General features: G+C 41.6%; 25 protein-coding genes. 24 read left to right on the top strand and 1 reads right to left on the bottom strand.

The features are described 5' to 3' along the window. Positions 1-12: 12 nt before the first annotated feature. From ABT996_RS01745 to ABT996_RS01730, 4 genes are all read left to right on the top strand, one after another. Entirely contained in the window at positions 13-651 is a 639-nt protein-coding gene (locus ABT996_RS01745) for an amino acid ABC transporter ATP-binding protein (RefSeq protein WP_010688725.1), read from the top strand. A gap of 14 nt (positions 652-665) precedes the next feature. Continuing rightward, positions 666-1,484 (top strand): amino acid ABC transporter substrate-binding protein, encoded by an 819-nt coding sequence (locus ABT996_RS01740; RefSeq protein ID WP_010688726.1) that lies wholly within the window; start codon positions 666-668, stop codon positions 1,482-1,484. Between the two features lie 69 nt (positions 1,485-1,553). Next, on the top strand, positions 1,554-3,017 hold the full coding sequence (cls, locus tag ABT996_RS01735; RefSeq protein WP_010688727.1) for a cardiolipin synthase: 1,464 nt from the start codon (positions 1,554-1,556) through the stop codon (positions 3,015-3,017). Between the two features lie 17 nt (positions 3,018-3,034). After that, a complete protein-coding gene (locus ABT996_RS01730; protein ID WP_035448940.1) occupies positions 3,035-3,964 on the top strand; it encodes an alpha/beta hydrolase in 930 nt (309 codons plus the stop codon). Positions 3,965-4,014: 50 nt separating this feature from the next. Here ABT996_RS01730 and ABT996_RS01725 read toward each other — a convergent pair whose 3' ends face one another. Further along, a complete protein-coding gene (locus ABT996_RS01725; RefSeq protein WP_035448942.1) occupies positions 4,015-4,131 on the bottom strand; it encodes a DUF4044 domain-containing protein in 117 nt (38 codons plus the stop codon). A gap of 197 nt (positions 4,132-4,328) precedes the next feature. Here ABT996_RS01725 and ABT996_RS01720 point away from each other — a divergent pair, with 197 nt between their 5' ends. The 20 genes from ABT996_RS01720 to ABT996_RS01625 all read left to right on the top strand — a co-directional run bounded on the left by ABT996_RS01720 (position 4,329) and on the right by ABT996_RS01625 (position 24,016). Then, a complete protein-coding gene (locus ABT996_RS01720; RefSeq protein ID WP_035448944.1) occupies positions 4,329-4,706 on the top strand; it encodes a DUF3397 family protein in 378 nt (125 codons plus the stop codon). 206 nt (positions 4,707-4,912) lie between these two features. Next, the gene (gene rsmH / locus ABT996_RS01715; RefSeq protein WP_035448946.1) at positions 4,913-5,860 is read left to right on the top strand and encodes a 16S rRNA (cytosine(1402)-N(4))-methyltransferase RsmH; all 948 of its coding nucleotides are present in this window, start codon (positions 4,913-4,915) and stop codon (positions 5,858-5,860) included. 13 nt (positions 5,861-5,873) lie between these two features. Beyond that, positions 5,874-6,242, top strand: coding sequence for a cell division protein FtsL (gene ftsL, locus ABT996_RS01710; RefSeq protein WP_005920947.1), 369 nt, complete (start codon positions 5,874-5,876; stop codon positions 6,240-6,242). Then, positions 6,239-8,386 (top strand): penicillin-binding transpeptidase domain-containing protein, encoded by a 2,148-nt coding sequence (locus tag ABT996_RS01705; protein WP_035448948.1) that lies wholly within the window; start codon positions 6,239-6,241, stop codon positions 8,384-8,386. The genes ftsL and ABT996_RS01705 overlap by 4 nt, the downstream gene beginning before the upstream one ends. 33 nt (positions 8,387-8,419) lie before the next feature. Beyond that, entirely contained in the window at positions 8,420-9,382 is a 963-nt protein-coding gene (mraY, locus tag ABT996_RS01700) for a phospho-N-acetylmuramoyl-pentapeptide-transferase (RefSeq protein WP_035448949.1), read from the top strand. A 21-nt stretch (positions 9,383-9,403) separates the two neighbouring features. Then, on the top strand, positions 9,404-10,774 hold the full coding sequence (gene murD / locus ABT996_RS01695) for a UDP-N-acetylmuramoyl-L-alanine--D-glutamate ligase (protein ID WP_035448951.1): 1,371 nt from the start codon (positions 9,404-9,406) through the stop codon (positions 10,772-10,774). Position 10,775: 1 nt separating this feature from the next. After that, positions 10,776-11,870, top strand: coding sequence for an undecaprenyldiphospho-muramoylpentapeptide beta-N-acetylglucosaminyltransferase (gene murG, locus ABT996_RS01690; RefSeq protein WP_010688737.1), 1,095 nt, complete (start codon positions 10,776-10,778; stop codon positions 11,868-11,870). A 151-nt stretch (positions 11,871-12,021) separates the two neighbouring features. Further along, positions 12,022-12,732 carry a cell division protein FtsQ/DivIB gene (locus ABT996_RS01685; protein ID WP_010688738.1) on the top strand — a complete coding sequence of 237 codons (711 nt, stop codon included), beginning with the start codon at positions 12,022-12,024 and terminating at the stop codon, positions 12,730-12,732. Between the two features lie 152 nt (positions 12,733-12,884). Then, the gene (gene ftsA / locus ABT996_RS01680; RefSeq protein ID WP_035448953.1) at positions 12,885-14,231 is read left to right on the top strand and encodes a cell division protein FtsA; all 1,347 of its coding nucleotides are present in this window, start codon (positions 12,885-12,887) and stop codon (positions 14,229-14,231) included. 26 nt (positions 14,232-14,257) lie between these two features. Further along, positions 14,258-15,514: a cell division protein FtsZ gene (gene ftsZ / locus ABT996_RS01675; protein WP_035448954.1), complete on the top strand. Its 1,257-nt coding sequence runs from the start codon at positions 14,258-14,260 to the stop codon at positions 15,512-15,514. 17 nt (positions 15,515-15,531) lie between these two features. After that, positions 15,532-15,969, top strand: coding sequence for a cell division protein SepF (locus tag ABT996_RS01670; protein WP_010688742.1), 438 nt, complete (start codon positions 15,532-15,534; stop codon positions 15,967-15,969). A gap of 10 nt (positions 15,970-15,979) precedes the next feature. Next, positions 15,980-16,234: a YggT family protein gene (locus ABT996_RS01665; protein ID WP_103050405.1), complete on the top strand. Its 255-nt coding sequence runs from the start codon at positions 15,980-15,982 to the stop codon at positions 16,232-16,234. A gap of 17 nt (positions 16,235-16,251) precedes the next feature. Next, entirely contained in the window at positions 16,252-17,034 is a 783-nt protein-coding gene (locus ABT996_RS01660) for a YlmH family RNA-binding protein (protein WP_010688745.1), read from the top strand. A 24-nt stretch (positions 17,035-17,058) separates the two neighbouring features. After that, positions 17,059-17,805, top strand: a complete 747-nt coding sequence (locus ABT996_RS01655; RefSeq protein ID WP_010688746.1) for a DivIVA domain-containing protein — start codon at positions 17,059-17,061, stop codon at positions 17,803-17,805. A 313-nt stretch (positions 17,806-18,118) separates the two neighbouring features. Beyond that, a complete protein-coding gene (gene ileS, locus ABT996_RS01650) occupies positions 18,119-20,914 on the top strand; it encodes an isoleucine--tRNA ligase (protein WP_035448956.1) in 2,796 nt (931 codons plus the stop codon). A gap of 100 nt (positions 20,915-21,014) precedes the next feature. After that, positions 21,015-21,557 carry an NUDIX hydrolase gene (locus ABT996_RS01645; RefSeq protein ID WP_010688750.1) on the top strand — a complete coding sequence of 181 codons (543 nt, stop codon included), beginning with the start codon at positions 21,015-21,017 and terminating at the stop codon, positions 21,555-21,557. A 10-nt stretch (positions 21,558-21,567) separates the two neighbouring features. Beyond that, positions 21,568-21,792, top strand: coding sequence for a hypothetical protein (locus ABT996_RS01640; protein ID WP_035448958.1), 225 nt, complete (start codon positions 21,568-21,570; stop codon positions 21,790-21,792). Between the two features lie 20 nt (positions 21,793-21,812). Beyond that, entirely contained in the window at positions 21,813-22,499 is a 687-nt protein-coding gene (locus ABT996_RS01635; protein WP_035448961.1) for a 5'-methylthioadenosine/adenosylhomocysteine nucleosidase, read from the top strand. A 12-nt stretch (positions 22,500-22,511) separates the two neighbouring features. Next, positions 22,512-23,660, top strand: a complete 1,149-nt coding sequence (locus ABT996_RS01630) for a cysteine desulfurase family protein (RefSeq protein WP_035448962.1) — start codon at positions 22,512-22,514, stop codon at positions 23,658-23,660. Positions 23,661-23,677: 17 nt separating this feature from the next. Beyond that, positions 23,678-24,016, top strand: coding sequence for a DUF1831 domain-containing protein (locus ABT996_RS01625; protein WP_010688761.1), 339 nt, complete (start codon positions 23,678-23,680; stop codon positions 24,014-24,016). The last annotated feature ends 112 nt before the right edge of the window (positions 24,017-24,128 follow it).

Here is a 24,128-nt window from a genome sequence, read left to right as displayed (position 1 = left end):
GGAGTGATCAACATGTTAGAACTAAAAGAAGTAACTAAAAAATTTGGCGATAGAACGATCTTGGATCATGTTGATCTGACTGTAGAAGATGGCAAGATCTTGTGTATCGTAGGGCAATCTGGTGGTGGTAAGACCACACTTTTACGGTGTATCAGTGGTTTAGAACGGATCGACAGCGGGCAGATCTTGGTAGATGGGGTCGCCTTTGATCCATACGTCAATAGTACCAATGATGCTGTGATCGGGGTGGTTTTCCAAGAATACAATCTCTTCCCGCATTTGACCGTGTTACAAAATGTGATGCTAGCTCCAACGATGGTCTTAAAAAAAGATAAGAAAGAAGCGCAAGCAGAAGCCCAAGAGCTTTTACAAAAGTTAGCGCTTGGTGATAAAGGTGAACTTTATCCTTGGCAACTATCAGGGGGACAAAAGCAACGGGTCGCGATTGCCCGCGCTCTAGCGATGAAACCACGGATCTTGTGCTATGATGAACCCACTTCAGCCTTAGATCCAGGTCTGCGCGATACTGTCAAAGAGATCATTTTGGATCTGAAAAAAGATAAAATGACGCAGATCATCGTTACGCACGATATTGATTTTGCTGAAGAGATCGCTGATGATATTTTACGTGTGAAACCACTGGCTAATTAAAGGAATTGAGATAGATGAAACGATATTTAAAATTACTAGCGCTTGGTTTAGGTCTAAGTCTCTTATTAGTCGTTTCGGGCTGCAATGATGTCAAAAAAAGAGCCGATACGGTCGATACTTGGCAACAGATCGAGCAAAAAAAGCGGGTCGTGATCGGACTAGATGATAGTTTTGTACCGATGGGTTTTCGCCAAAAAGATGGTAAGCTCGTTGGATATGATATCGATCTAGCTAAGGAAGTCTTTAAACTATACGGGATCACGCCTGATTTTCAGACGATCGATTGGTCAATGAAAGAAACTGAATTGCGCAACCAAACGATCGATCTGATCTGGAATGGCTATACCAAGACGGATGAACGTGCTAAAAATGTGGCTTTCAGTCAGCCATACCTAAAGAATGAACAATACTTAGTAAGTAAAAAAAGCCAACAGATCGTAAATGACAGTTCCATGAAAGGCAAGATCTTAGGTTTACAAAGTGGATCTTCGGGCTATCAAGCCTACTTGGATGAACCAAAAGTTTTAAAACAATATGTCAAAGAAGCGATCCAATACGACACCTTCAACAATGCTTTCATGGATCTAGATGCTGATCGCATCCAAGGACTATTGATCGACAGCGTTTATGCCAACTACTATATTGCGCATAAAAAAGATCCGGCTAGTTATCGGAAAGAAAACGCAGGGTTTGCGTCTGAAGATTTTGTAGTTGGAATGCGAAAGGGTGACAAGACCCTACAAAAGAAGATCAATGAAGCGTTTAAAGTTTTAAAGGAGAATGGGACGTTAGAACGTTTGAACCGTAAATGGTTCGGGGAAAATGTAAACTGACCCTGACAGCCTTAAAACTAAGGTGTATACTAGGTTAATGATCATATAATGGAGGGGTAGAATTTAATAATGGACACATTAGTTAGTGTGCTGACAGTGATCTTACTATTGAACGTTATTGCAGCAATCATCACTGTTTTTAAAGAAAAACGTGATATTACGGCAACTTGGGCTTGGCTCTTGGTGCTCAATCTATTGCCAGTGATCGGTTTTGGGATCTATTTACTAGTTGGTAAAAATATCTCCAAAGAAAAGATGTTTGATCTCAAGATGCAAGAACGACTCGGGATCGATCAGCTCGTTGAGTTGCAAAAGGAACAATGGCAAGAAGAAGAGCTCTTGCCAGAAGGCTTGCGTACGCCTGAAGCCCGCCAAACGGTGCGCTTGTTACTGGAGACTGATCAAGCTATCTTGACCAAAAATAATCAAGTCGATATTTACGATGACGGGCACGATAAGTTTGCTAAATTACTAGCCGATATCGATGCTGCAAAACATCACGTGCACTTGGAATATTATTCCTTTTTCAGTGATCGGATCGGTAATAAGATCTTAGCCAGTCTTGAAGCAGCCGCTAAACGTGGTGTTAAAGTCCGTGTGATCTATGATAGCATGGGGTCACGGGGCCAAGAACGGCATTTCTTTGATGAATTGGAAAAACTTGGTGGCGAGGCAGAACCATTCTTTGCTTATAAAAAAGCTTGGATCCACAGTCCCCGGATCAATTACCGTGAGCACCGTAAATTAGCGATCATTGATGGTAAGATCGGCTATATCGGTGGTTTTAACATCGGTGATCAATATCTCAGTCGTTCCAAGAAATTTGGTCACTGGCGCGATACGCATCTCCGCGTTGTCGGTAATGCTGTTATTGCCATGCAATCGCGCTTTTTGATGGATTGGAATGCAACGATCAAAAATGTTCGGGGCAAAGAACCAGTAAAATATGAAGAGAGTTTGTTTCCATTGCAACGACAAAAAGGCAATGTTGGTCTTCAGATCATCTCCTCAGGTCCGGATAGTGAAGTTGAAGCGATCAAGAAGGGCTATCTCAAACTGATCAGCGGAGCAAATGACTACATTTACATCCAAACTCCGTATTTGATACCAGACGATTCGGTGTTAGAAGCGTTAGTCGTAGCGGCCTTATCTGGGGTCAAAGTCAAGATCATGATCCCTTGTATGCCAGACCACGCTTTTGTTTATCGGGCAACTGAATATTACGCTAAAGTTTTGGTCGATAGTGGCGTCGAAGTTTACACGTATGACGATGGTTTCTTACATGCTAAGACATTTGTCGTCGATTCCCAGATCACTTCTGTTGGTTCAGCTAACCTTGATTTTAGAAGTTTTAAATTGAACTTTGAGGCTAATGCTTTTGGATATGATCGTAAATTGGCACTTAAACTCAAGGAGCTCTTTGAAGCTGATTTAGCTAAGTGTACAAAATTAACACCAGAATACTTTGAACGTCAATCACGTTGGCGTAAATTTAAACAATACTTTTCAAGATTGTTATCACCGATCTTGTAGGCAAAAGGGAAAGAAAGATGAAAAAACACAGAAAAAAGATCATTATTGGGGTCATTGGACTATTGTTGTTGATCTACGTAGGGGTAAATGGGTATCTCGTCAATTATGCTTTTGTGCGTGATTCAGCCAGTTTAGGGGCCTCAGCACCGAAAAAAGCCGAACTCTTGAAGAAAGATCAGGCCTGGTTGACTCAGACTAAGCAACAAACTTGGACAGAAAAGTCAGCTGATGGCAAGTTGACGTTGAAAGCGCGCTATGTACCAGCTAAAAAGGCAACCAATGAGACGATCGTGATCGCTCATGGTTATCGTGAAAATAGCTTGCGGATGGCAAGTTACATTCGGATGTTTCATGACCTCGGCTACAATGTCTTAGCGCCTGATGATCGCGGAGCTGGTAGAAGTGAAGGCCACTATATAACTTTTGGTTGGCAAGATCGACTAGATTATCAAAATTGGCTCAAGCAGCTCATTGCTAAAAAGGGACAAGATTCCAAGATCGGCTTGTTCGGAGTGAGCATGGGGGGCGCCACTGTTATGATGATGAGTGGTGAAAAATTACCTAAGCAAGTCAAGGTGATCGTTGAAGATTGTGGCTATTCATCGATCAATGAAGAATTAGGGACACAATTGAGTGCGCAATTTGGTTTGCCAAAAGAACCGATCTTAACAACAGCCAGTTGGATGGCTCATCCATTTATCGGATTTAATTTCAAAAATGGGAGTGCAACTGAGCAATTAAAACAAAATAAATTGCCGACGCTATTTATCCACGGCAGTAAAGATAGCTTCGTTCCAACGGAAATGGTGTATGAAAACTATCAAGCCAGTGCTGGTAAAAAGGAATTATGGGTCGTAAAAGGTGCAGCCCATGGAATGTCTTACTACCAAGATCCAACGGTATATACTGAAAAAGTTGGTGCTTTCGTCGCTAAATATATGAACTAAAAAGGAACAACCTAATTTTTAGGCTGTTCCTTTTTAGTTCATCATTACTTTTAGAAGAAAGCACTAAGTGAGCCGAGGATCACACTACCAAGTGTGAAGATCAACATGAGCCAAACAACGACCATGGTGATCTTTTGAAATGTTGTGCGTTTCTTTTTTTCTCTCACGATACTCGACACCTTTCCAATTTTTACTATACTATACCTTTAAAGGTCGGTCGCTGTCAAATCTCATAGTACAAGTGAGTTATTAGTTTCTTTTGATGAAGCGTTAAGTTTTCCTTGTTTTTGGTGTGTCTACAATTGATTTGTAGCAAAAATGCTTGGTATAATAGGGGTAATATTTTTAATTGAGGATGGTAGTGATGTTTACAGCGATCGCAACGTGGTATATCATGCCAATTGTCATTTTGATCATTTGGATGGCATTGACATTTTTAAAGAAAAATTTCGCTAAATATTGGCCTAAACGCTTAAGGATCATCGATATTATGATGTTGGTGTTATTGTTAGGAATCCACGGGCTTTCGGTCACTTTGACGGGGCTTTCGTTATTACCGTTTTTAGCATTTGCGGCTAGTGCTTTTGGTCTAGTTTTGACGGTGTATTTAGTGTATACCGAAGATGACTTTCGGGTCCGCCGTTTTTTTGTGATCTACTGGCGAACGTTAGATATTTTTATCGTTGGGATGTACATTATTTTATTGTTGATTCAGGTCGCAAGTTTTTTAGGTATTATGTGAGTTAAGTACAAACAGACTAATATTTAGTAAATATCTAAAACGTTTTATAAAAATCGCGAATTTGTTAGTTATTATTGTGGTTCAAAGCGTAGAACTATGGTAATATCTAATTGTATAACATATATTTAATACATATTTTGATGATCGTTTTTAGATCGTCGTTATACATTGGAAGCAAGAAAGATGAAAGCTGTAGGAATTAGAAAATGACGGAATTTAATCATGTGACTGTACTATTAGAGGAAGCAGTTGAACAACTCAATATCAAACCAGACGGCGTCTACGTCGATTGTACTTTAGGTGGTGGGGGTCACACCAGTTTAATTTTGTCAAAGCTTTCAGATAAGGGCAGGTTGTTCTCGTTTGATCAAGATCAAACTGCGATCGATTACAATACTAAACGTTTACAAAATGAGTTAGCCAGTAAGAAATTGACCTTTATCAAAAGTAACTTTCGTAATCTAAAGGAATGTTTAGCCGAGCAACAGATCACTAAAGTTGATGGGATCTTATATGACTTAGGAGTTTCTTCACCGCAATTTGATGTTGGCGAACGTGGCTTTAGTTATCAACACGATGCAACACTGGATATGCGGATGGATCAAAGTCAAGCTTTGACTGCTAAAACAGTGATCAATGACTGGTCCTACCAAGAATTAGTTCGGATCTTCATGCGCTATGGTGAAGAAAAATTTGCTAAATCGATCGCTCGGCGGATCGAAGCCGCTAGAAAACAAGCACCGATCGAAACAACAGGCCAACTAGTTGAACTGATCAAAGCTGGGATCCCGGCCAAAGCTCGACGTAAGGGAGGCCATCCGGCTAAGAAAGTCTTCCAAGCAGTCCGTATAGCTGTCAATGATGAGCTAGGTGCTTTGGAAGAGTCCTTAGATCAAGCGTTTGAAGTGCTTGATGTTGGTGGGCGGATCAGTGTGATCACGTTCCAATCGTTAGAAGATCGTTTAGTTAAAACGATGTTCAAAGAAAAAGCGAGTTTACCAGAACTTCCTGCCGGATTACCAATTATCCCAGCTGAACTTGAACCAGAATTTAAATTGATAACACGTAAGCCAATCTTACCGTCTGATGCGGAACTCGAAGCTAATCATCGGGCACACTCGGCTAAATTAAGAGCAATTGAAAAATTAAAGTAAAGGATGTGAGACTTTGGCACAAGCAGTAAGAAAACTCGAAACACCTCAAGCTCCACAGGTAAAAACTACGCTAGATCAGCAACCACAAAATACAGCTGGACAGTTGCGAAGGATGTATTTTAAACAAGAGCGCAATGCAGCGATCGCTTTAGGTGTATTATTAGTGGTCATGTCATGTTTGGTGATCTGGTCGAATACGGCCGTGACCAAGACCCAAGCAACGATCCAAGATATCAATCAAAAAGTCTCAACTTTACAGACTTCAAATGCTAACATGAAAGAAGAGATCAGCGAACTGTCTAGCCGGACACGTTTGATGGAGATCGCCAAGGATGTTGGTTTACAAATGAATGATAAAAACATAAGGAATGTTACCAAATGAGTACTAAAAAACGGCAGATAAATGTAAAACAAGACCCGCGAAATCGCAGTTATTTTGGAAGAGCGTTATTTTTCATCGTCATCATCGTCTTTCTTACATTTATTGGTCGTTTTTTTTATGTGGGTTTGACACACACGGCTCACGGAAAAAATCTGACCAAATTAGCACAGGCAATGTATGCCGAACAAACTGAGATCAAAGCCAAACGCGGGACGATCTATGATGCGCAAAATCAACCGATCGCTGAAGATACGACGACTTATTCGATCTATATCGTCTTATCTAAATCGGCGAAGACCCTTGAAGGTAAACCGGATTATTTGCAAGATTCACAAAAGACTAAAGCTGCTAAGGTCTTGAGTCAAAATTTAGGGATGAATTATGATGACCTGCTCAAGCTCTTTGATGCCGACGATGGTCTCTATCAAGTTGAGCTTGGTAGCAAAGGTAAACATATCTCAATGGAGACCAAAAAGAAGATCGAAGCTGCTAAGATCAGTGGGATCAAATTTACGCCTGCTCAAGCACGGTTATATCCTAACGGGGTCTTTGCGTCTCACTTAGTTGGTCTAGCAGAAAATGAACAATCTCACTTAGTTGGGGTCATGGGCTTAGAAAAGGTTTTTGAAAAACAACTAAAGGGCGTCAACGGAGTCAATAAGCTCGCGATCGATTCACGCGGGACGACTTTGCCTAATTCTAAATCACAAAGTAAGCCCGCTAAAGATGGCGATAATGTTTATACCACTTTAGATACGCGGACTCAGACTTATTTAGAGACTTTGATGAATAAAGCGCAAGAAACTTATAAGCCAAAATCGATGACAGCTGTTTTGATGAATCCCAAGACGGGCGAGATCATTGCGGCGAGTCAACGGCCGACCTTTAACCCTCAGACTGGAGAAGGGCTAAATGATATGTGGCGCAATATCTTGTTAGAAGATACTTATGAACCAGGTTCGATCATGAAGATCTTGACGATGGCAGCAGCGATCAATAGTGGAAATTATAATGCTAACGCCACTTTTAAGTCAGGTTCTTATCAGATCGACGGTCAACGGATCAATGATTGGAATACGACTGGTTGGGGTGATATCACCTATCGTGAAGGCTTTATTCGTTCTTCAAATGTTGGGATGGCTAAGCTCGAACAAGCAATGGGAGAAAAGACGTGGCTAAATTACATCAAAAAATTTGGTCTTTTGAAGTCAACAAATGCTGGTTTAGGGAATGAAGCAGCTGGTAGTATCGAATACAAATATCCGATCGAACAAGCTAACACTGCTTTTGGCCAAGGAGTAAATGTGACTGTCTTCCAAATGCTCCAAGCAATGTCGGCTGTGGCTAATAATGGTAAGATGGTCAAACCTTATCTAGTAAGCAAAGTTGTTGACCCAAATAATGGTAAGACGGTCTTTTCGCAATCACCAACTGTAGTCGGAAAATCGATCAGAAGCTCAACTGCTAAGGAAGTTCGTGAAATGATGCAAGATGTTGTGACTGATAAAGACGGGACTGGGACGGCCTACAAGATCGATGGTTATGATGTTGGGGTCAAGACTGGGACAGCGCAGATCGCCAACGAAAATGGCACAGGTTATTTAAGTGGTGAGACTAATTATATCTTCTCTGTTGCTGGGATGGCGCCGATAAATGATCCTAAATACATTTTATACATCACGATGAAACAACCTAAGACCTTTGCTGATCAAGGTGAAACGGGAATGTTAGCTTCTATTTTTGATCCTTTGATGAAACGCGTTTTGGATGAGGCAAATGACTCAAATGATGAAAAGGCACAAACCAGTGTCCCAGACGTGAAGGGGATGTCACCTAAAGAAGCTAGTGAAGAAATGACCCAAAGCGACTTAGTACCAGCAGTGATTGGCGAAGGTAAAAAGGTCGTTAAACAATCACAGACTGCCGGCACGAGCATGTTGACTGGTGAGCGTGTGATCTTAGTCACAAATGGAACGCTGACGATGCCAGATATCACTGGTTGGTCGCGCCTTGATGTGATGAAATTATCCGAGCTGACTGGTATTGACTTAGACGTTCAGGGGAATGGCTATGTTACTAAGCAAAGCGTTGCACCTGGTGAAAAGCTAAGTAAGCAAACAAAATTGACAGTTGAGTTAAAATAAAATAGATAGAAAAAAAGAGGAAGGAAAAATAACATGACTATTTTTCAAATGTTGATCCCGGTGATCAGCAGTTTAGTATTGACTGCTTTATTTACACCGATGTTTATCAGCTATGCACACAAAAAAAAGCAAGGACAAATGATCCGCGAAGAAGGGCCAAGTTGGCACCAAGTAAAAGCGGGAACACCAACGATGGGGGGCTTTACCTTTAATTTAGCGATCATTGTTACGGGGCTTTGGGTCCCACTAGGCTTGCACATGCTAAGTCCTAAGATCTTGGTCTTAGACTTTATCTTACTGTTATATGGCTTTTTAGGTTTCTTTGACGATTCCGTCAAATTATGGAAAAAGCAAAATGAAGGCTTGAAGCCTTGGCAAAAATTATTGGGCCAAATAATCGGGGGCTTGATCTTTTTAGCTGTCTATCATCATGAAAAGTTGCCTTTTGCACTTTCATTCTTTGGACATGAGGTCACTTTAGGCTTCGTTTATGTTTTATTTGTGCTTTTTTGGTTGGTCGGCTTTTCAAATGCGGTTAATTTGACCGATGGAATCGATGGGTTGGTCTCAGGCCAAGCGATCATTGCTTTTGGTGCTTATGCGATCATCGCCTATCATCAAGCACAATACGATGTTTTGATCTTTTGTTTATCCGTGATCGGTGCTTTGATCGCCTTTTTAGGGTTCAATCATAAACCAGCCAAGATCTTCATGGGTGATACTGGCTCATTAGCTCTAGGGGGAGCTTTGGCAGCCGTTTCGATCATCTTACACCAAGAGTTGTCGTTGTTGGTGATCGGGATCATCTTCGTCTTAGAAACGCTTAGTGTGATCTTACAAGTCGCAAGTTTTAAATTGACGGGTAAACGGATCTTCAAGATGAGTCCGATCCACCACCATTTTGAAGAATGTGGCTGGAGTGAATGGCGTATCGATCTAACTTTTTGGGCAATTGGTCTAGTAGCTGCGATCATTGCAGTTATGACGATAATTTAATATCAAAGGAAGTCGTTAGACATGAAAAATGTGACAGATTATAAGGGTAAAAACGTATTAGTCGTTGGTTTAGGTAAAAGCGGGCTCAACAGTGCCTATCTGTTAAAAGAGCTCGGGGCAAATGTAACGGTAAATGATAAGAATATTCCAGCAGATAAGCAAGTCTTGGCTGAGTTGGAAAATGCCGGTATCAAAGTCGTTGTTGGCTCACATCCGCTTTCTTTATTGGATGATGCGGAATTGATCGTCAAAAATCCTGGGATCACATATACGAATCCCTTGATCGCTGAAGCCCAAAAAAGAGGCTTTTTGATCATCACCGAACCTGAATTAGCCTATGAGATCTCTGAAGCTGAGCTAGTGGGCGTTACTGGGACAAATGGTAAGACGACAACGACGACTTTGATCTCCTTGATGTTAAACCACCTAAAGGATAAAAATAAGGCGTATGCTTGTGGTAATATCGGGATCTCAGCCGTCGAAACGGCCCAAAAAGCAACGGCTGACGATATCTTAGTCATGGAACTCTCCAGTTTCCAATTACTTGGGATCACTAAGCTCCACCCTAAGATCGCGGTCTTGACTAATATTTACGAAGCTCATACCGATTATCATGGTTCACGTGAAAATTATGTCAAGGCTAAGATGCGTTTGTTGAAAAATCAAACTGCAGCTGATCACTTTGTAGTCAATTTTGACCAAGCTGAATGGCGTGAACTTAGCCAACAAGCTAAAGCAAAAGTCGTACCATTTTCACGGACAGCCTTTACTAAAGAAGGAGCCTATGAAGAAGATGGGATCTTGTATTTCAAAGATGAAGCGATCATGCCTGCTGATGAGATCAAAGTTCCTGGCACACATAACATTGAAAATGCTTTGGCAGCGATCGCGGTCGCTAAACTCATGGGGGTAGCAACTGCCGATATCGTTGAAGTATTGCAGACATTTTCAGGAGTCAGACATCGGACTCAATACGTGACAACGTTTGATGAGCGCAAGTTTTATAACGACTCTAAGGCAACCAATATCGAAGCAACTGAAAAGGCACTTGCTGGTTTCAAAACCCCAGTTGTCTTGTTAGCTGGTGGGCTAGATCGTGGCTTTACCTTTGAGCGTTTAGTACCATATCTAAAGGAACATGTCAGTGCTTTAGTCGTCTTTGGTGAGACTAAAGACTTATTGAAAGAAGCCGGAAAACAGGCGGGCTTAGAACAGATCGTCGAGGCTAAAGATGCGGTCGACGCTGTGCCTAAAGCCTATGCTCTCAGTCGACCAGGTGATACGATCTTATTGTCACCAGCATGTGCAAGTTGGGACCAATGGAAGACATTTGAAGAACGTGGCGATAAATTTATCGAAACAGTAGAAAATTTAGAAAAAAAGGATGAATAGTATGCGACTATTAGTATCTGGTGGCGGAACGGGTGGTCATATCTACCCAGCGCTAGCACTGATCGAAGCTATCAAACAACAACGACCTGACACAGAAGTCTTGTATGTCGGGACAACTAAGGGATTAGAGAGTAAGATCGTTCCCAATGCTGGGATCCCGTTTAAAACGATCGAGATCCAAGGATTTAAACGTTCACTTTCACCTGAAAACTTTAAGACGGTGTACCTCTTTTTAAAGAGCGTGCATGACTCTAAAAAGATCATCAAAGAATTCAAGCCAGATGTTGTGATCGGTACGGGAGGTTATGTCTGTGGGGCAGTGGTGTATGCGGCTGCTAAAATGAAAGTCAAAACGATCATTCACGAGCAAAATAGTGTTGCGGGTGTGACGAATAAATTCTTGAGTCACTATGTTGATAAAGTTGGGATCTGTTTTGATGATGTGAGAGCTGATTTTCCAGCTAAAAAAGTTGTCTTTACCGGTAATCCACGAGCTCAACAAGTAGCAACGATGAAACCAACGGGTCGTTTGGCGACCGAATACCAGCTTGATCCTAACAAAAAGACGATCTTGATCTTTGGTGGTTCACGTGGGGCTTTAGGGATCAACAATGCTAGCATAGAAGCGATCGAATATTTCAAAGATCAACCCTATCAAGTATTATTTGTGACGGGACGCGTCCATTATGATAAGATCATGGAAGATAGCCGTGTCAAGGACCTGCCTAAAAATGTAGTGATCAAGCCTTATATTGCTGACATGCCATCGATCTTACCCGAGATCGATGCGATCGTGGGTCGTGCTGGAGCCACCAGTTTGGCCGAGATCACTGCTTTAGGGATCCCAACGATCTTGATCCCTAGCCCATATGTCACACATGATCATCAAACTAAAAATGCTCAAAGTTTAGTAAACAAAGGTGCGGCGTTGATGATCAAGGAAAGTGAGTTGAACGGCAAGGTCTTATTTGAAAATATCCAAGCGATGATGGCTGATCCACAAAAGCAAGCACAAATGGCGGCTAATGCTAAAAAAGCAGGGGTACCGGATGCAGCTGATCGTTTGATCAAGGTGATGGAAGATTTACTAAACTAGTAGTTAGTGAGAGGGGCTGAAGAGGATCAGATTTTGGAAGAAAAAGAAGCCAGTTGTCCCTAATCAGAAACTTCAACCATGGCTCGAAAAACAAGCAAAACGCGGTCAAGCAAAGCCAAAACCACCAGCCAAAGATCTGTTCAATGGCAAATTGATCCGGCTGACTGAACAGCGTAAAAAAGCATTGCGTCAACAAGCGTTATTTCCGTTAGTCTTTTTTTCGATAATGACACTATTGACGCTTTGTTTGATCTTGCCGATCAGTCGTGTTAGATCAGTGACAGTTGATTCAAATGATAAGCAGTTACGCGTGGCAGTCATCAAAGCCAGTGGACTCCATTACTATGAATCCCTGTTCAATGTGTGGTTCAATGCTAGCAAAATCGAGAATAAGATCCAGAACAAAGTAGGCTTAGTCGAACAGGCAACATTGCGCTATGTAAATGTTAATAATGTGGTGATCGACGTAAAAGAAGAGCCCCAAGTTGGTTATATTTATCGGAATAATAAGTATTATAAGATCGGAACGACTGGTCAACCTTTGAGTGAAGGAACTCCTTCAGTCAAGGGCAGTTACCCCGTATTTTATGCTTTTAAAGATAAGGCCAAGTTGAAATTAGCAGTCACAAAAGTGCAAGAACTACCGACTGAATTGAAAAAGTCCGTCTCAGAGATCCATTATGACCCATCTAAAGTAAATCCAAACCGGATCAAGCTTTACATGAATGATGGCAATGAGGTCATCGCCGATCTTTCGACGTTGACAAAGAAGATGGAATATTACCCTCAGATCGCGACTAAAATGGATCAAAAAGGCATCGTTGACCTTGAAGTTGGGGCGTTTTCATACCCTAAAAATTAAGAATTAGAAATAACTAAAATATTGTGAACTAAATTTTTTATTTTGAGGGGTTGACAAGTAGCCAATTAATATATTTTTGTGTTAAAATTAACCTATTGAATTTAAATAATAAACAATGAGAACATTATTAAAATCATAAGGGAGGCAAATTGATGGGAAACTCTAGTATCTATGTTGGCATAGACATCGGTACGACTTCGATTAAAGTCATAATAGCTGAGTATCTCAAAGACCAGATCAACATAATCGGTTACGGTAATACACGTTCTGCCGGTCTCAATCGTGGAGTGATCGTTGATATTGACCAAGTTGTTAAGGCGATAAAAGAAGCTGTGAAACAAGCCGAAGAAAAGGCAAATATTCAAATTTCTGAGGTGAGCGTTGGTGTTCCAGCTAATATGCTTCAAATAGAGCGTTGTAAAGGGATGATCGCCATCGGAAACGAAGACGGTAACTCTAAAGAGATCAGTGACATTGATGTTCGGCGTGTGACCGAGGCTGCTTTGGTCCAAAATTTACCACCTGAACGCGATGTGATCGATATTGTTCCAGATGAATTTATCGTTGATGGCTTTGATGGGATCCAAGACCCACGAGGGATGGTCGGCGTCAGATTAGAGATGCAAGGGGTAATGTACACAGGTCCCAAGACGATCTTACATAATACTCGTAAATGTATCGAACGGGCAGGGTTAAAGGTCAGAGATATGATCGTAGCCCCACTTGCATTATCGCAAGTTGCCTTGACCGATGGCGAAAAGGACTTTGGAGCGATCTTGATCGATCTTGGCGGTGGTCAAACGACTGCTGCTGTAGTCCACGATCATCAATTGAAGTACACTTATGTCGATCAAGAGGGTGGCGATTATGTGACCCGTGATATTTCGATCGTCTTGAATACTTCGATCGAGAATGCTGAGATCTTAAAACGCAATTATGGCTATGCCGATGAAACATTAGCTTCAAATGAAGATACTTTCCCAGTAACTGTTGTGGGACAACAAGAGCCAGAGATGATCACTGAAGAGTATCTAGCTCAGATCATTGAAGCGCGCTTACAGCAGATCTTTGGTAAGCTAAAAGCTGATCTAGATCGGATCAATGCTTTACAGCTACCTGGGGGGATCGTATTAACTGGTGGCTTAGCAGCCTTACCAGGTGTCAAAGAATTGGCCCAAAAGATCTTTGGGGTCAATGTTAAAGTCTTTATTCCTCAAGAGATGAATTTACGGATCCCATCTTTTGCACAGGTCATCGGGATCGTAGAATACGTCACGCAAGAAAATGAGATCGATCAGATCGTCAGACGAACGCTCGACGGTCAAGAATTCATCAGTAAACCAAAAGTAAACCAGCTCGATGAAGATGAGCAACAAGATATCAAGCCTGATTTTGAGCCGGTAGCTGATGAGTATGATACACCTAAGGATAAAAAGAAAGATGATAAACCTAAGGGAATGGATCGATTCAAGGCGATATTTGACAAATTCTTTGACTAAAAGATTAGGAGATGGAGGAATATAGAATGGAATTTTCATTAGACGCAGATCAAATGGAACATGGTGCCACAATTAAAGTTATTGGTGTTGGTGGCGCTGGTGGTAATGCGGTCAACCGTATGATCGCTGATGACGTTAAAGGTGTGGAATTTATCGTTGCAAACACAGATGTGCAAGCATTGAAGAATTCTAACGCTGAAACAAAGATCCAATTAGGGCCTAAATTGACTCGTGGATTGGGTGCAGGGGCTAATCCTGAGATCGGAAGTAAGGCGGCCCAAGAAAGTGAAGAAGCTTTAGCGGAAGCCTTGAGTGGTGCCGACATGATCTTTGTCACGGCCGGTATGGGCGGTGGTACTGGTACTGGTGCTGCACCGATCATTGCTAAAATCGCTAAAGAACAAGGTGCTTTGACGGTCGGGGTCGTAACTCGTCCATTTAGTTTTGAAGGGCCAAAGCGGGCTCGTTTTGCTGCTGAAGGTGTAGCCAAGATGAAAGAGCATGTTGATACTTTAGTTATCATTGCTAACAACCGCTTGCTCGAGATCGTTGATAAGAAAACACCGATGTTACAAGCTTTCCAAGAAGCAGATAACGTGTTACGTCAAGGTGTGCAAGGGATCTCTGATCTGATCACCTCACCAGGTTACGTGAACTTGGACTTTGCTGATGTGAAGACCGTGATGCAAAATCAAGGTTCTGCTTTGATGGGGATCGGTTCCGCTAATGGTGAAAACCGGACCGAAGAAGCAACTAAGAAGGCTATCTCTTCACCATTGCTCGAAGTTTCGATCGATGGGGCAGAACAAGTCTTGTTAAACATTACCGGTGGTCCAGATCTAAGCTTATTTGAAGCTCAAGCTGCTTCAGATATTGTTTCCCAAGCGGCTACAAGTGATGTCAACATCATCTTTGGGACTTCGATCAACGAATCCTTGGAAGATAATGTAGTCGTGACCGTGATCGCAACTGGGATCGATAAAAAGAAAAAAGAAAGTAGCACATCTAAAGTTGTACCACCACGGACGTTCAACACGCCAACGCCAAGTGCACCAGAAAACAACACGGCTGCACGCCCAGCGCAAAATAATGATCCATTGGGTGATTGGGATCTTTCACGCGAGATCAATGGTACAAGAAAAGCAGCCCAACAACGTGAAACTGAATTTCAAAATGTTGAGAAGAAGGATTTTAACGTCTTTGGTTCCAATTCTTCAGCTGAACAAAGTAGTGACGAAGACGATCTAAATAATCCACCATTCTTTACTCGGCGTCGTCATTAAGACAAGGAGGCTGAAAAATGTCATTTTCAAGCAAACTCAGTAGTTTCTTCAGCGCAGATGATGATTTTGAAAATTACGAAGAAGAGCCACGTGAGGAAAGTTATCCAGAATCTAAGGCTACCACTGAAAGTCGAGATGAGAGAAACGTAATGGCTTTGCACAATGAACGTCGGCCGCTTGAAAAGAAGATCATGCTGTTTGAACCTCGGATCTTTTCTGATGTTAAAGCGATCGCTAGCAAGCTTTTAGCTGGGCAAGCAGCTGTCGTTAATTTTCAAAGGATCGATGATGAACAAGCACATCGTGTCGTTGATTTTCTTTCAGGCGTAGTTTTTGCAGTCGATGGTGAGATCCAACGCATCGGTGAACAGATCTTTTTATGTACTCCGCATGACTTTGAAGTTGAGGGCAACTTAACTGATACGATGCGTAATGGTGATTATAAGTATAATTAAGGAGAATAATTTGGGAATATTAAGTCTTATCAGTAGTTTATTTAGTTTGTACTCTTTTTTGATCATTGCCTACTGTTTGTTATCTTGGTTTCCAGGTGCTTATCAGACACAATTAGGTCAGTTATTGATCAAAGTGTGCCAACCATATTTGCGGTTATTTGATTTTATTCCACCGATCGCCGGGATCAGTTTTGCCCCAGTGGTCGCATTGATCGTTTTACAGTTTGTTGAAAAAGGGGTCTTTATGTTGTTTTATCTCTTTTAGTGAAATGGGGGAGTGTGGTGAATAGTGAGGTCTATCAACATTTTCGCGCAGAAGAAAAACCGGTGATCGATTCGTTGAACGATTATATCAACCAGGCGCAAAATGAATACCGCCCGATCTTGACACACTTTTTAGATCCTAGACAACAACATATTGCCCAGTTCTTATTACAGGCTGATGATATGATCAAAGTCAAAGCTGAGGGAGGTTTTGCTCAAGCAGAAAGAAAGCGGCTCTTATTTTATCCTGACTATTATGAACCACAGGAAAAGGATTTTGAGTTGCAACTGTTAGAGATAAATTATCCAACTAAATTTGTATCGTTGACCCACGGACAAATTTTAGGAACTTTGGCAAATAGTGGGTTAGAGCGCGAAGTTTTAGGCGATATTATCACAGATTCACAGCGCTGGCAGATCGTCGTTCAAAAAAATATCAGTGATTATTTGCTCCAACAAGTCGAACGGATCGGTAAGATCAATGTTCGCTTGGAAGAAATGCCACTGACCCAGCGACTTGTCCCTAATAATGATTGGGAGCTTGAGACTGTTTCGGCCAGTTCGCTTCGGATCGACACGGTGATCGCGGCGGTCTATAATATATCGCGTAACCGTGTCAAGGAATTGATCAATGCCAAGAAAGTCCAGCTAAATTGGATGGTGTTGACCAAACCAGATACAGAATTAGGCGTTTTAGATATCGTTTCGGTTCGTGGTTTTGGCCGGATCAAGTTGATCGATGTATTAGGCAAATCAAAGCGAGGTAAGTTGCGCTGTGAAGTTGCTGTAATTAGAAAATGATTTAAAAATTTGGAGGTGTTGGGGATGTCATTGACCCCTTTGGATATTCATAATAAAGAGTTTCATACCAAGTTACGTGGTTATGATCAAGATGAAGTCAACGATTTCTTAGATCAGATCATCAAAGACTACGAGTTAGTCTTAAAAGAAAATGCACATTTAACTGAGAGCTTGAAACAAAGCCAAGAAAAATTGAAGTATTTCAATGATTTAAAAGATTCCTTGAATCAATCGATCATCGTTGCCCAAGAAGCTGCTGATAAGGTCAAAGCTAATTCGCAACGTGAAGCTGAGATCATCAATCGTGAAGCGCAAAAGCAAGGTCAAGATATTATTGACCAAGCCAATGAAAAAGCGCGTCATATTATCGATGAAGCTTCTAAGAAATCAAAACGTTTGGCTTTGGAGACCGACGATCTGCGCAAGCAAGCCCGTATTTTCCGGCAAAAGCTTCAAGTTATGTTGGAATCCCAGCTTGAAGTTGTTAAAGGTAGTGAATGGGACGATATTTTGCAACAAGGTGAAACAACGAGCTATGAAGCAATCCAAGAAGCAATTCGTCACGATGATACCCTTGACAAATCCAATGCAAAAGAAGTAAAATCATTCTCAAATGATACAGACGCCGAAAATGAAGTTTATGTTGCTGACAATACACCTGTGAGTGAACCAGTTGAAGAAGCAAAAGAGGCTGAAACAGTGGTCATCTTCCCTGATTCTAACGACAATGCTAGTTCACAACGCTTTGCTGATGACAGCAACAACGACTAGGCGTCTAGCTTAACAGATATAGTGCTAAGATTATAAGAGAACACGGACCTCTTTTTACGATGTCAGCGAGCCGGAAAAATGGTGCAAGGACCGGCCATCCCCTGAATTTAGGTTTATCATCTCTTTTTTATCAAACTGAAAGCAAGTAGGTTTGGTCGGTTGATCGCGTTATATGATCAAAGAGTGGAATTTATTTAAATTCTTAAATTGGGTGGTACCGCGAGATCTCGTCCCTTTGTGGGTGGGATCTTTTTGTTTTATCAAAAAGAAAGGATAGCTGTGTCTTACCACCTGAGCACAGTGGGTAAAGAGTATGCGAATCAAAGATACTTTGAACTTAGGGAAAACCAAATTCCCAATGCGCGGCAATTTGCCTGTTCGTGAATTAGAACGTCAAAACGAATGGGAAGAAAATAAGGTTTACGAAAAGCGCCAAAAATTAAACGAAGGTAAACCAACTTTTGTCTTACATGATGGACCTCCATATGCCAATGGTAACATCCACATGGGACATGCGATGAACAAGATCTCAAAAGATATTATTGTCCGTGCTAAGTCAATGATGGGCTTTAGAGCACCATATGTGCCTGGCTGGGATACACACGGGTTACCGATCGAACAACAGCTCAAAAAAGCTGGGGTCGACCGTAAAGCCTTATCTGTAGCAGATTTCCGGGAAAAATGTCGTGAATATGCTTTAGAACAAGTTGATAAGCAACGGACTGACTTCAAACGTTTAGGGGTCGCAGGCGAGTGGGATAACCCATATGTGACTTTAGATCCTGAATATGAAGCTCAACAAATTCGGGTTTTTGGTAAGATGGCAGAAAATGATCTTATCTACAAAGGTAAGCGCCCAGTTTACTGGTCTTGGTCATCAGAATCTGCTTTAGCTGAAGCCGAAGTTGAATATCATGACGTAACTTCACCATCTGCTTTCTATGCAGAACGAGTTCTTGATGGTAAAGGTGTCTTGGATGAAGATACATACATGGTCGTATGGACAACGACACCATGGACGATCCCAGCTTCAGAAGGTATCACGATCGATGCTTCCTTTGACTATGCAGTGGTCCAACCAGCAGGTGAAGAACGTAAATTCGTGATGGCAGCAGATCTGATCCAAAAGAATGCTGAATTATTCGGTTGGGAAGATGTTAAGACCTTGAAAGTCGTTAAGGGTCAAGATCTCGAATACATCACAGCGCAACATCCATTCTATGAAGATCGTGAATTATTAGTCATGTTAGGTGACTTTGTAACGACTGAATCTGGTACAGGTTTAGTCCACACGGCTCCTGGCTATGGTGATGATGACTACAAGATGGGGATGAAGTATAGCCTAGAGATCTTTGCTCCTGTGAGTGATACTGGTCATTTAACGGCTGAATGTGGTCCTGAATTCGACGGTGTTTTTTATGAAGATGCTAATGAAGTTGCTTTGAACAAATTACGTGAAGCTAACTTACTCTTAAAGGAAATGGATTATGAACACAGCTATCCATTTGACTGGCGGACTAAAAAGCCGATCATCTTCCGGGCAACACCACAATGGTTCGCTTCGGTCGATAAGATCAGAGACAACATCTTGAATGCGATCAATGAAGTTAAGTTCTTACCTGAATGGGGTCAAAAACGTCTCTACAATATGATCCGTGACCGTGGTGACTGGGTCATCTCACGTCAACGTGTGTGGGGCGTTCCACTTCCGATCTTCTACGCTGAAGATGGAACAGCTATCATGGAAAAAGAAACGATCGAGCATGTGGCTAAATTAGTCGAAGAACACGGTTCAAATATCTGGTTCAAGTTAGATGCCAAGGATCTCTTGCCAGAAGGTTACACTAACGAACATTCACCAAATGGCAAGTTTACTAAAGAAACTGACATCATGGACGTGTGGTTTGACTCCGGTTCTTCCCACCAAGGTGTTTGTGCTCAACGTGATTACTTGACCTATCCAGCTGATCTTTACTTAGAAGGTTCTGACCAATATCGTGGTTGGTTCAACTCAAGTTTGATCACCAGTGTGGCGGTTTCTGGTCATGCTCCATACAAGCAGATCTTATCCCAAGGTTTCACGCTTGATGCTGAAGGACGTAAGATGAGTAAGTCATTGGGCAACACGATCGTTCCTGAAGAAGTTATCAAGAAGATGGGGGCTGAGATCATCCGCCTTTGGGTCTTGAGTGTTGATACTTCAGCTGACGTGCGTGTCTCAATGGAAAGTTTTGCACAAATTTCTGAAAGTTACCGTAAGTTTAGAAATACGATGCGTTTCTTATTGGCTAACACAACAGATTTTGATCCAGCTAAAGATACCATACCATTTGACGAACTCGAAGCGATCGATCAATACATGTTGATCTTAGTCAATAAATTTACAAAAGAGATCTTGGATGACTATGCTAACTATAACTTCATGGACATTTACAAGAAAGTCATCAATTTTGTGACGACAGAATTATCTGCTTTCTACTTGGCAGTAGCTAAAGATGTTGTTTATATCGAAGCTAAGGATGCTAAGAAGCGTCGCTCAATGCAAACTGTTTTATACGAAACAGTTGTCCGCTTAGCTAAGTTGATGACACCAGTAATGCCACATACAACTGAAGAAATTTGGAACTTTGTCAAAGAACCTGAAGAATATGTGCAATTAGCTGAAATGCCTGCCGTTGAACATTTTGATAGTGAAGCACAGATCATGAAAAACTGGACTCGCTTCATGAAAATTCGTTCCCATGTTTTGAAGAGTTTAGAAGAAGCCCGCAATCAAAAATTGATCGGTAAATCTTTTGAAGCTCATGTAACACTTTATGTTTCTGAAGGTGTCAAACAAGAGTTGGCTAACTTAGGAGCTGACGTGCGTGAAGCCTTGATCGTATCACAATTAGATATCGCTGATCTAGCTGATGCTCCAGCAGATACGGATGATTATGGTGAAGTTAAGATCAAAGTTGAACATGCAGCTGGTGAAACTTGCCCACGTTGCCGTCGGATCACACCTGATGTTGGTACTGACGAACGTTTCAAGGAATTATGTGCTAGCTGTGCTAAGATCGTAGCTGACAACTTCCCTGAAGCTGTTACAGAAGGCTTAGAAAAATAATATTTCCTAACAAGCTGTGTTTTTGCCGTGGCAAGAGCATGGCTTGTTGATGTTTAGCCGGATCGTATTTTTTGCTATAATGACAAGTGAGGTGAACGAAATGGATTTTGAAGAAAAAGTTACAAATGTTGAACATTTATTTGATGGTAAAGTGATCGATCTTGATCGTGAAACAGTGATGCTTCCCAATGGAAAAGAAGCCTTGCGTGAGATCGTCCGCCATCATGGGGCTGTTGGTGTGATCGCGATCACGCCACAAGATAAAATGGTCTTTATCAAGCAATGGCGCTCACCTTTAGGGCAAGTGACCTTAGAGATCCCAGCGGGAAAGATCGAGCCCGATGAACAAAATTCGCCTTTAGAAACGGCAACGCGTGAGTTAAATGAAGAAGCACGTTACACGGCGGAAAATTTGGAATTGGTGATGCCATTTTACACATCACCTGGTTTTGCCGATGAAAAGATCTATTTATACCATGCAAGTGGTTTAAGCCCTGTAACAACTGAATTACCCCAAGATGAAGATGAATTTTTAGAAAAGGTAGAATTGACTTTACCCGAAGCTTTAAAAGCCATGCAAGAGGGTCTGATCTGTGATAGTAAAACGATCATGGCCGTGATGTTTTGGCAATTGATGAATTAGGTAACTGCCAATGACAGAAAACAATCCCGAAGAAAAACCATTGCGTCGGAGTAAAAAAACGGTCGAAGCCCCAGAAGATACTGGTTTTAGCCGGACTAAGACGCGTCAAAAACAAAAATTAGAAAGCCAAGCAGAAAAGATAAAGCAATTAGCAAAAAAACTGAACTATGCCATTATCGGTCTGATCGTTGCGATCATTTTAGTTTTTCTCTTTATGCGTTTTGTCAATTTCTAAGTTAGAAAGGTCGTTTATTGATGAAGTATGGAATTATTTGTGCGATGGAAGAAGAGATCAAGGAATTGCGGACTCAATTGACCCACAGTACTGAAAAAACATTAGGTGGGATCGCTTTTTATGAAGGCCAGCTCAATGGTCACACTGTTGTTTTAGTGCGTTCTGGGATCGGTAAAGTTCAAGCCGGTGTGACGACAGCATTATTGATCGTTGAATTTGGAGTCGATCACTTGATCAACTCAGGTTCCGCTGGTGGGATCGGTACGGGTCTTAGTGTCGGCGATGTGGTCTTTTCAACTGGGGCAGCTTATCATGATGCTGATGCAACCGCATTTGGCTACCTACCAGGTCAGTTACCACAGCAACCACAGATCTATCCAGCTGATGAAAAGTTGGTGCATGCTTTAGAAAAAGCAGCTAAAAAAGCTGATCTGACAACTAAGACTGGCTTGATCGTCACTGGTGATCAATTTGTGGCTTCAAGTGATAAGATCCAAGCGATCAAAGAGATCTACCCTGAAGCGCTTTGCTGTGAAATGGAAGGGGCTGCGATCGCACAAGTGGCTTATCAATTTAAAGTGCCATTTGTTATCGTCCGGGCAATGTCAGATGTCGGTGATGAAGATGCTGGACAAACATTTGACGAATTTATCATTGATGCTGGCAAGCGTTCAGCTAAGATGATCTTAAATTTGATGCAAGATTAGTGAGGAATAGACGTGAATAATATTTATTTGGATAATGCTGGGACAACCCCGATGGATCCAGCTGTTATCAAAACGATGACTGAGATGATGAACGATGTCTTTGGCAATGCTTCGGCGACCAATTCTTTTGGCCGCAAAGCGCATAGTATTTTAGAGCAAAGTCGTCAAAAAATAGCTGCTTCGATCAATGCACAAGATCCTAATGAGATCATTTTTACGAGCGGGGGGACCGAAAGCGATAATACTGCGATCATCCAAACTGCTTTGAAACGAAAAAATGAGGGACGGCATTTGATCACGACTATGATCGAGCATGAAGCTGTTTTAAAACCCATGGCTTATTTGGAGGAAAATGGCTACGAGGTGACCTATTTACCAGTCGATGAAAATGGTGTGATCTCGTTGGATGATCTAAAACAAGCTCTACGGCCAGATACGATCTTAGTTTCGATCATGACTGGGAACAATGAAGTTGGTAGTCATATGCCGATAACTGAGATCGGAGCTATCGTGGCTAAAAGCAATGCATGGTTTCATACAGATGCAGTTCAAGCTTATGGGATCTTAGATATCGATGTCAAACGCGATCAGATCGATCTCATGTCAACTTCAGCGCACAAATTGAATGGTCCAAAACAAATGGGCTTTTTATACGAACGTGATGGCCTTGATCTAGCACCACATCTTATGGGGGGCGATCAAGAAATGAAGAGACGGGCAGGAACAGAAAATATTCCGGCGATCGCAGCATTTGCTAAAGCGGTCGAGCTCGAACAAAACGCTCGCGCTGAATTGACAGCACGTTACCAAGGTTTCAAGCGCCAATTAGTAGATAAGCTAGCTGAAAATGGCGTGGACGTGAAGGTAAATGGTAAAATGGGAGCAGATGAACTCCCACAGATCATCAATCTATGGTTTGAGGGATGCCAAAATGATGCGATGTTGACCAATTTAGATCTAGCAGGGATCGCAGCTGCCGCTGGCTCTGCCTGCACAGCTGGATCTTTAGAACCTTCACATGTTTTAGCAGCAATGTATGGTAAAGACCAAGCTCGGGTGAGTCAATCACTGCGCTTTAGCTTTGGTAAATACAATACAGCAGCTGAGATCGATGAATTGGTCGCTCAATTGACTAAGATCAGTCAACGTATCAAAAAATAAGTTAGAGGTGTGTAATTATGGCATATGGTACAACAGCTAAAATTTTAGGTGATACGACCACATATCAACTATCACCAAATGTTAGGAAGTATTCTTTACGTGATACGGGCTTTATTGAGACTAAAGGTGGTAAATTCCAATTAGAACGTTCACTAGATCCAGCCTCACCATTTAAAGGCTTTAAACTAAAGATCGTTGTTTCCGCTGATCTAAAAAGTTTCAAAATGGTAACGACGACCGCTAATGGCTTAAAAGAAGTCAACATCTTCAAGGGAAAAGATGCAGCGGCTAACCAAGAACAATTGGAATATATCTTAGCTGATCTCGTGGCGCGTAATGTTATCGAAAAAGCATAAAAATTTAATATAAAAAAGTAAGCGAACCTTGTCAAAGTTAGGAATAATCGTTATAATGGTAGCTACTGAATAAAACGACCTTCAAATCGTCTGGATTCAGAATCTAATGAAA

The organism is Ligilactobacillus sp. RTP31139st1_D10_RTP31139_211217, from assembly GCF_040226755.1.
In the GTDB taxonomy this organism is placed as follows: Bacteria; Bacillota; Bacilli; order Lactobacillales; family Lactobacillaceae; genus Ligilactobacillus; species Ligilactobacillus animalis.
Note: the sequence above shows the minus strand (reverse complement) of the source record. Positions and strands in the feature narration are given on the sequence as shown.

Bases quoted from the DNA above. Each gene is read 5' to 3' on its own strand.
- ftsZ (WP_035448954.1), top strand. From the start codon at position 14,258: ATGGAATTTTCATTAGACGCAGATCAAATGGAACATGGTGCCACAATT.
- murG (WP_010688737.1), top strand. From the start codon at position 10,776: ATGCGACTATTAGTATCTGGTGGCGGAACGGGTGGTCATATCTACCCA.
- mraY (WP_035448949.1), top strand. From the start codon at position 8,420: ATGACTATTTTTCAAATGTTGATCCCGGTGATCAGCAGTTTAGTATTG.
- ABT996_RS01625 (WP_010688761.1), top strand. From the start codon at position 23,678: ATGGCATATGGTACAACAGCTAAAATTTTAGGTGATACGACCACATAT.
- ABT996_RS01730 (WP_035448940.1), top strand. From the start codon at position 3,035: ATGAAAAAACACAGAAAAAAGATCATTATTGGGGTCATTGGACTATTG.
- ABT996_RS01635 (WP_035448961.1), top strand. From the start codon at position 21,813: ATGAAGTATGGAATTATTTGTGCGATGGAAGAAGAGATCAAGGAATTG.
- ABT996_RS01745 (WP_010688725.1), top strand. From the start codon at position 13: ATGTTAGAACTAAAAGAAGTAACTAAAAAATTTGGCGATAGAACGATC.
- ABT996_RS01705 (WP_035448948.1), top strand. From the start codon at position 6,239: ATGAGTACTAAAAAACGGCAGATAAATGTAAAACAAGACCCGCGAAAT.
- ABT996_RS01640 (WP_035448958.1), top strand. From the start codon at position 21,568: ATGACAGAAAACAATCCCGAAGAAAAACCATTGCGTCGGAGTAAAAAA.
- ABT996_RS01670 (WP_010688742.1), top strand. From the start codon at position 15,532: ATGTCATTTTCAAGCAAACTCAGTAGTTTCTTCAGCGCAGATGATGAT.
- ABT996_RS01655 (WP_010688746.1), top strand. From the start codon at position 17,059: ATGTCATTGACCCCTTTGGATATTCATAATAAAGAGTTTCATACCAAG.
- ABT996_RS01720 (WP_035448944.1), top strand. From the start codon at position 4,329: ATGTTTACAGCGATCGCAACGTGGTATATCATGCCAATTGTCATTTTG.
- rsmH (WP_035448946.1), top strand. From the start codon at position 4,913: ATGACGGAATTTAATCATGTGACTGTACTATTAGAGGAAGCAGTTGAA.
- ileS (WP_035448956.1), top strand. From the start codon at position 18,119: ATGCGAATCAAAGATACTTTGAACTTAGGGAAAACCAAATTCCCAATG.
- ABT996_RS01740 (WP_010688726.1), top strand. From the start codon at position 666: ATGAAACGATATTTAAAATTACTAGCGCTTGGTTTAGGTCTAAGTCTC.
- ftsA (WP_035448953.1), top strand. From the start codon at position 12,885: ATGGGAAACTCTAGTATCTATGTTGGCATAGACATCGGTACGACTTCG.
- ABT996_RS01645 (WP_010688750.1), top strand. From the start codon at position 21,015: ATGGATTTTGAAGAAAAAGTTACAAATGTTGAACATTTATTTGATGGT.
- murD (WP_035448951.1), top strand. From the start codon at position 9,404: ATGAAAAATGTGACAGATTATAAGGGTAAAAACGTATTAGTCGTTGGT.
- cls (WP_010688727.1), top strand. From the start codon at position 1,554: ATGGACACATTAGTTAGTGTGCTGACAGTGATCTTACTATTGAACGTT.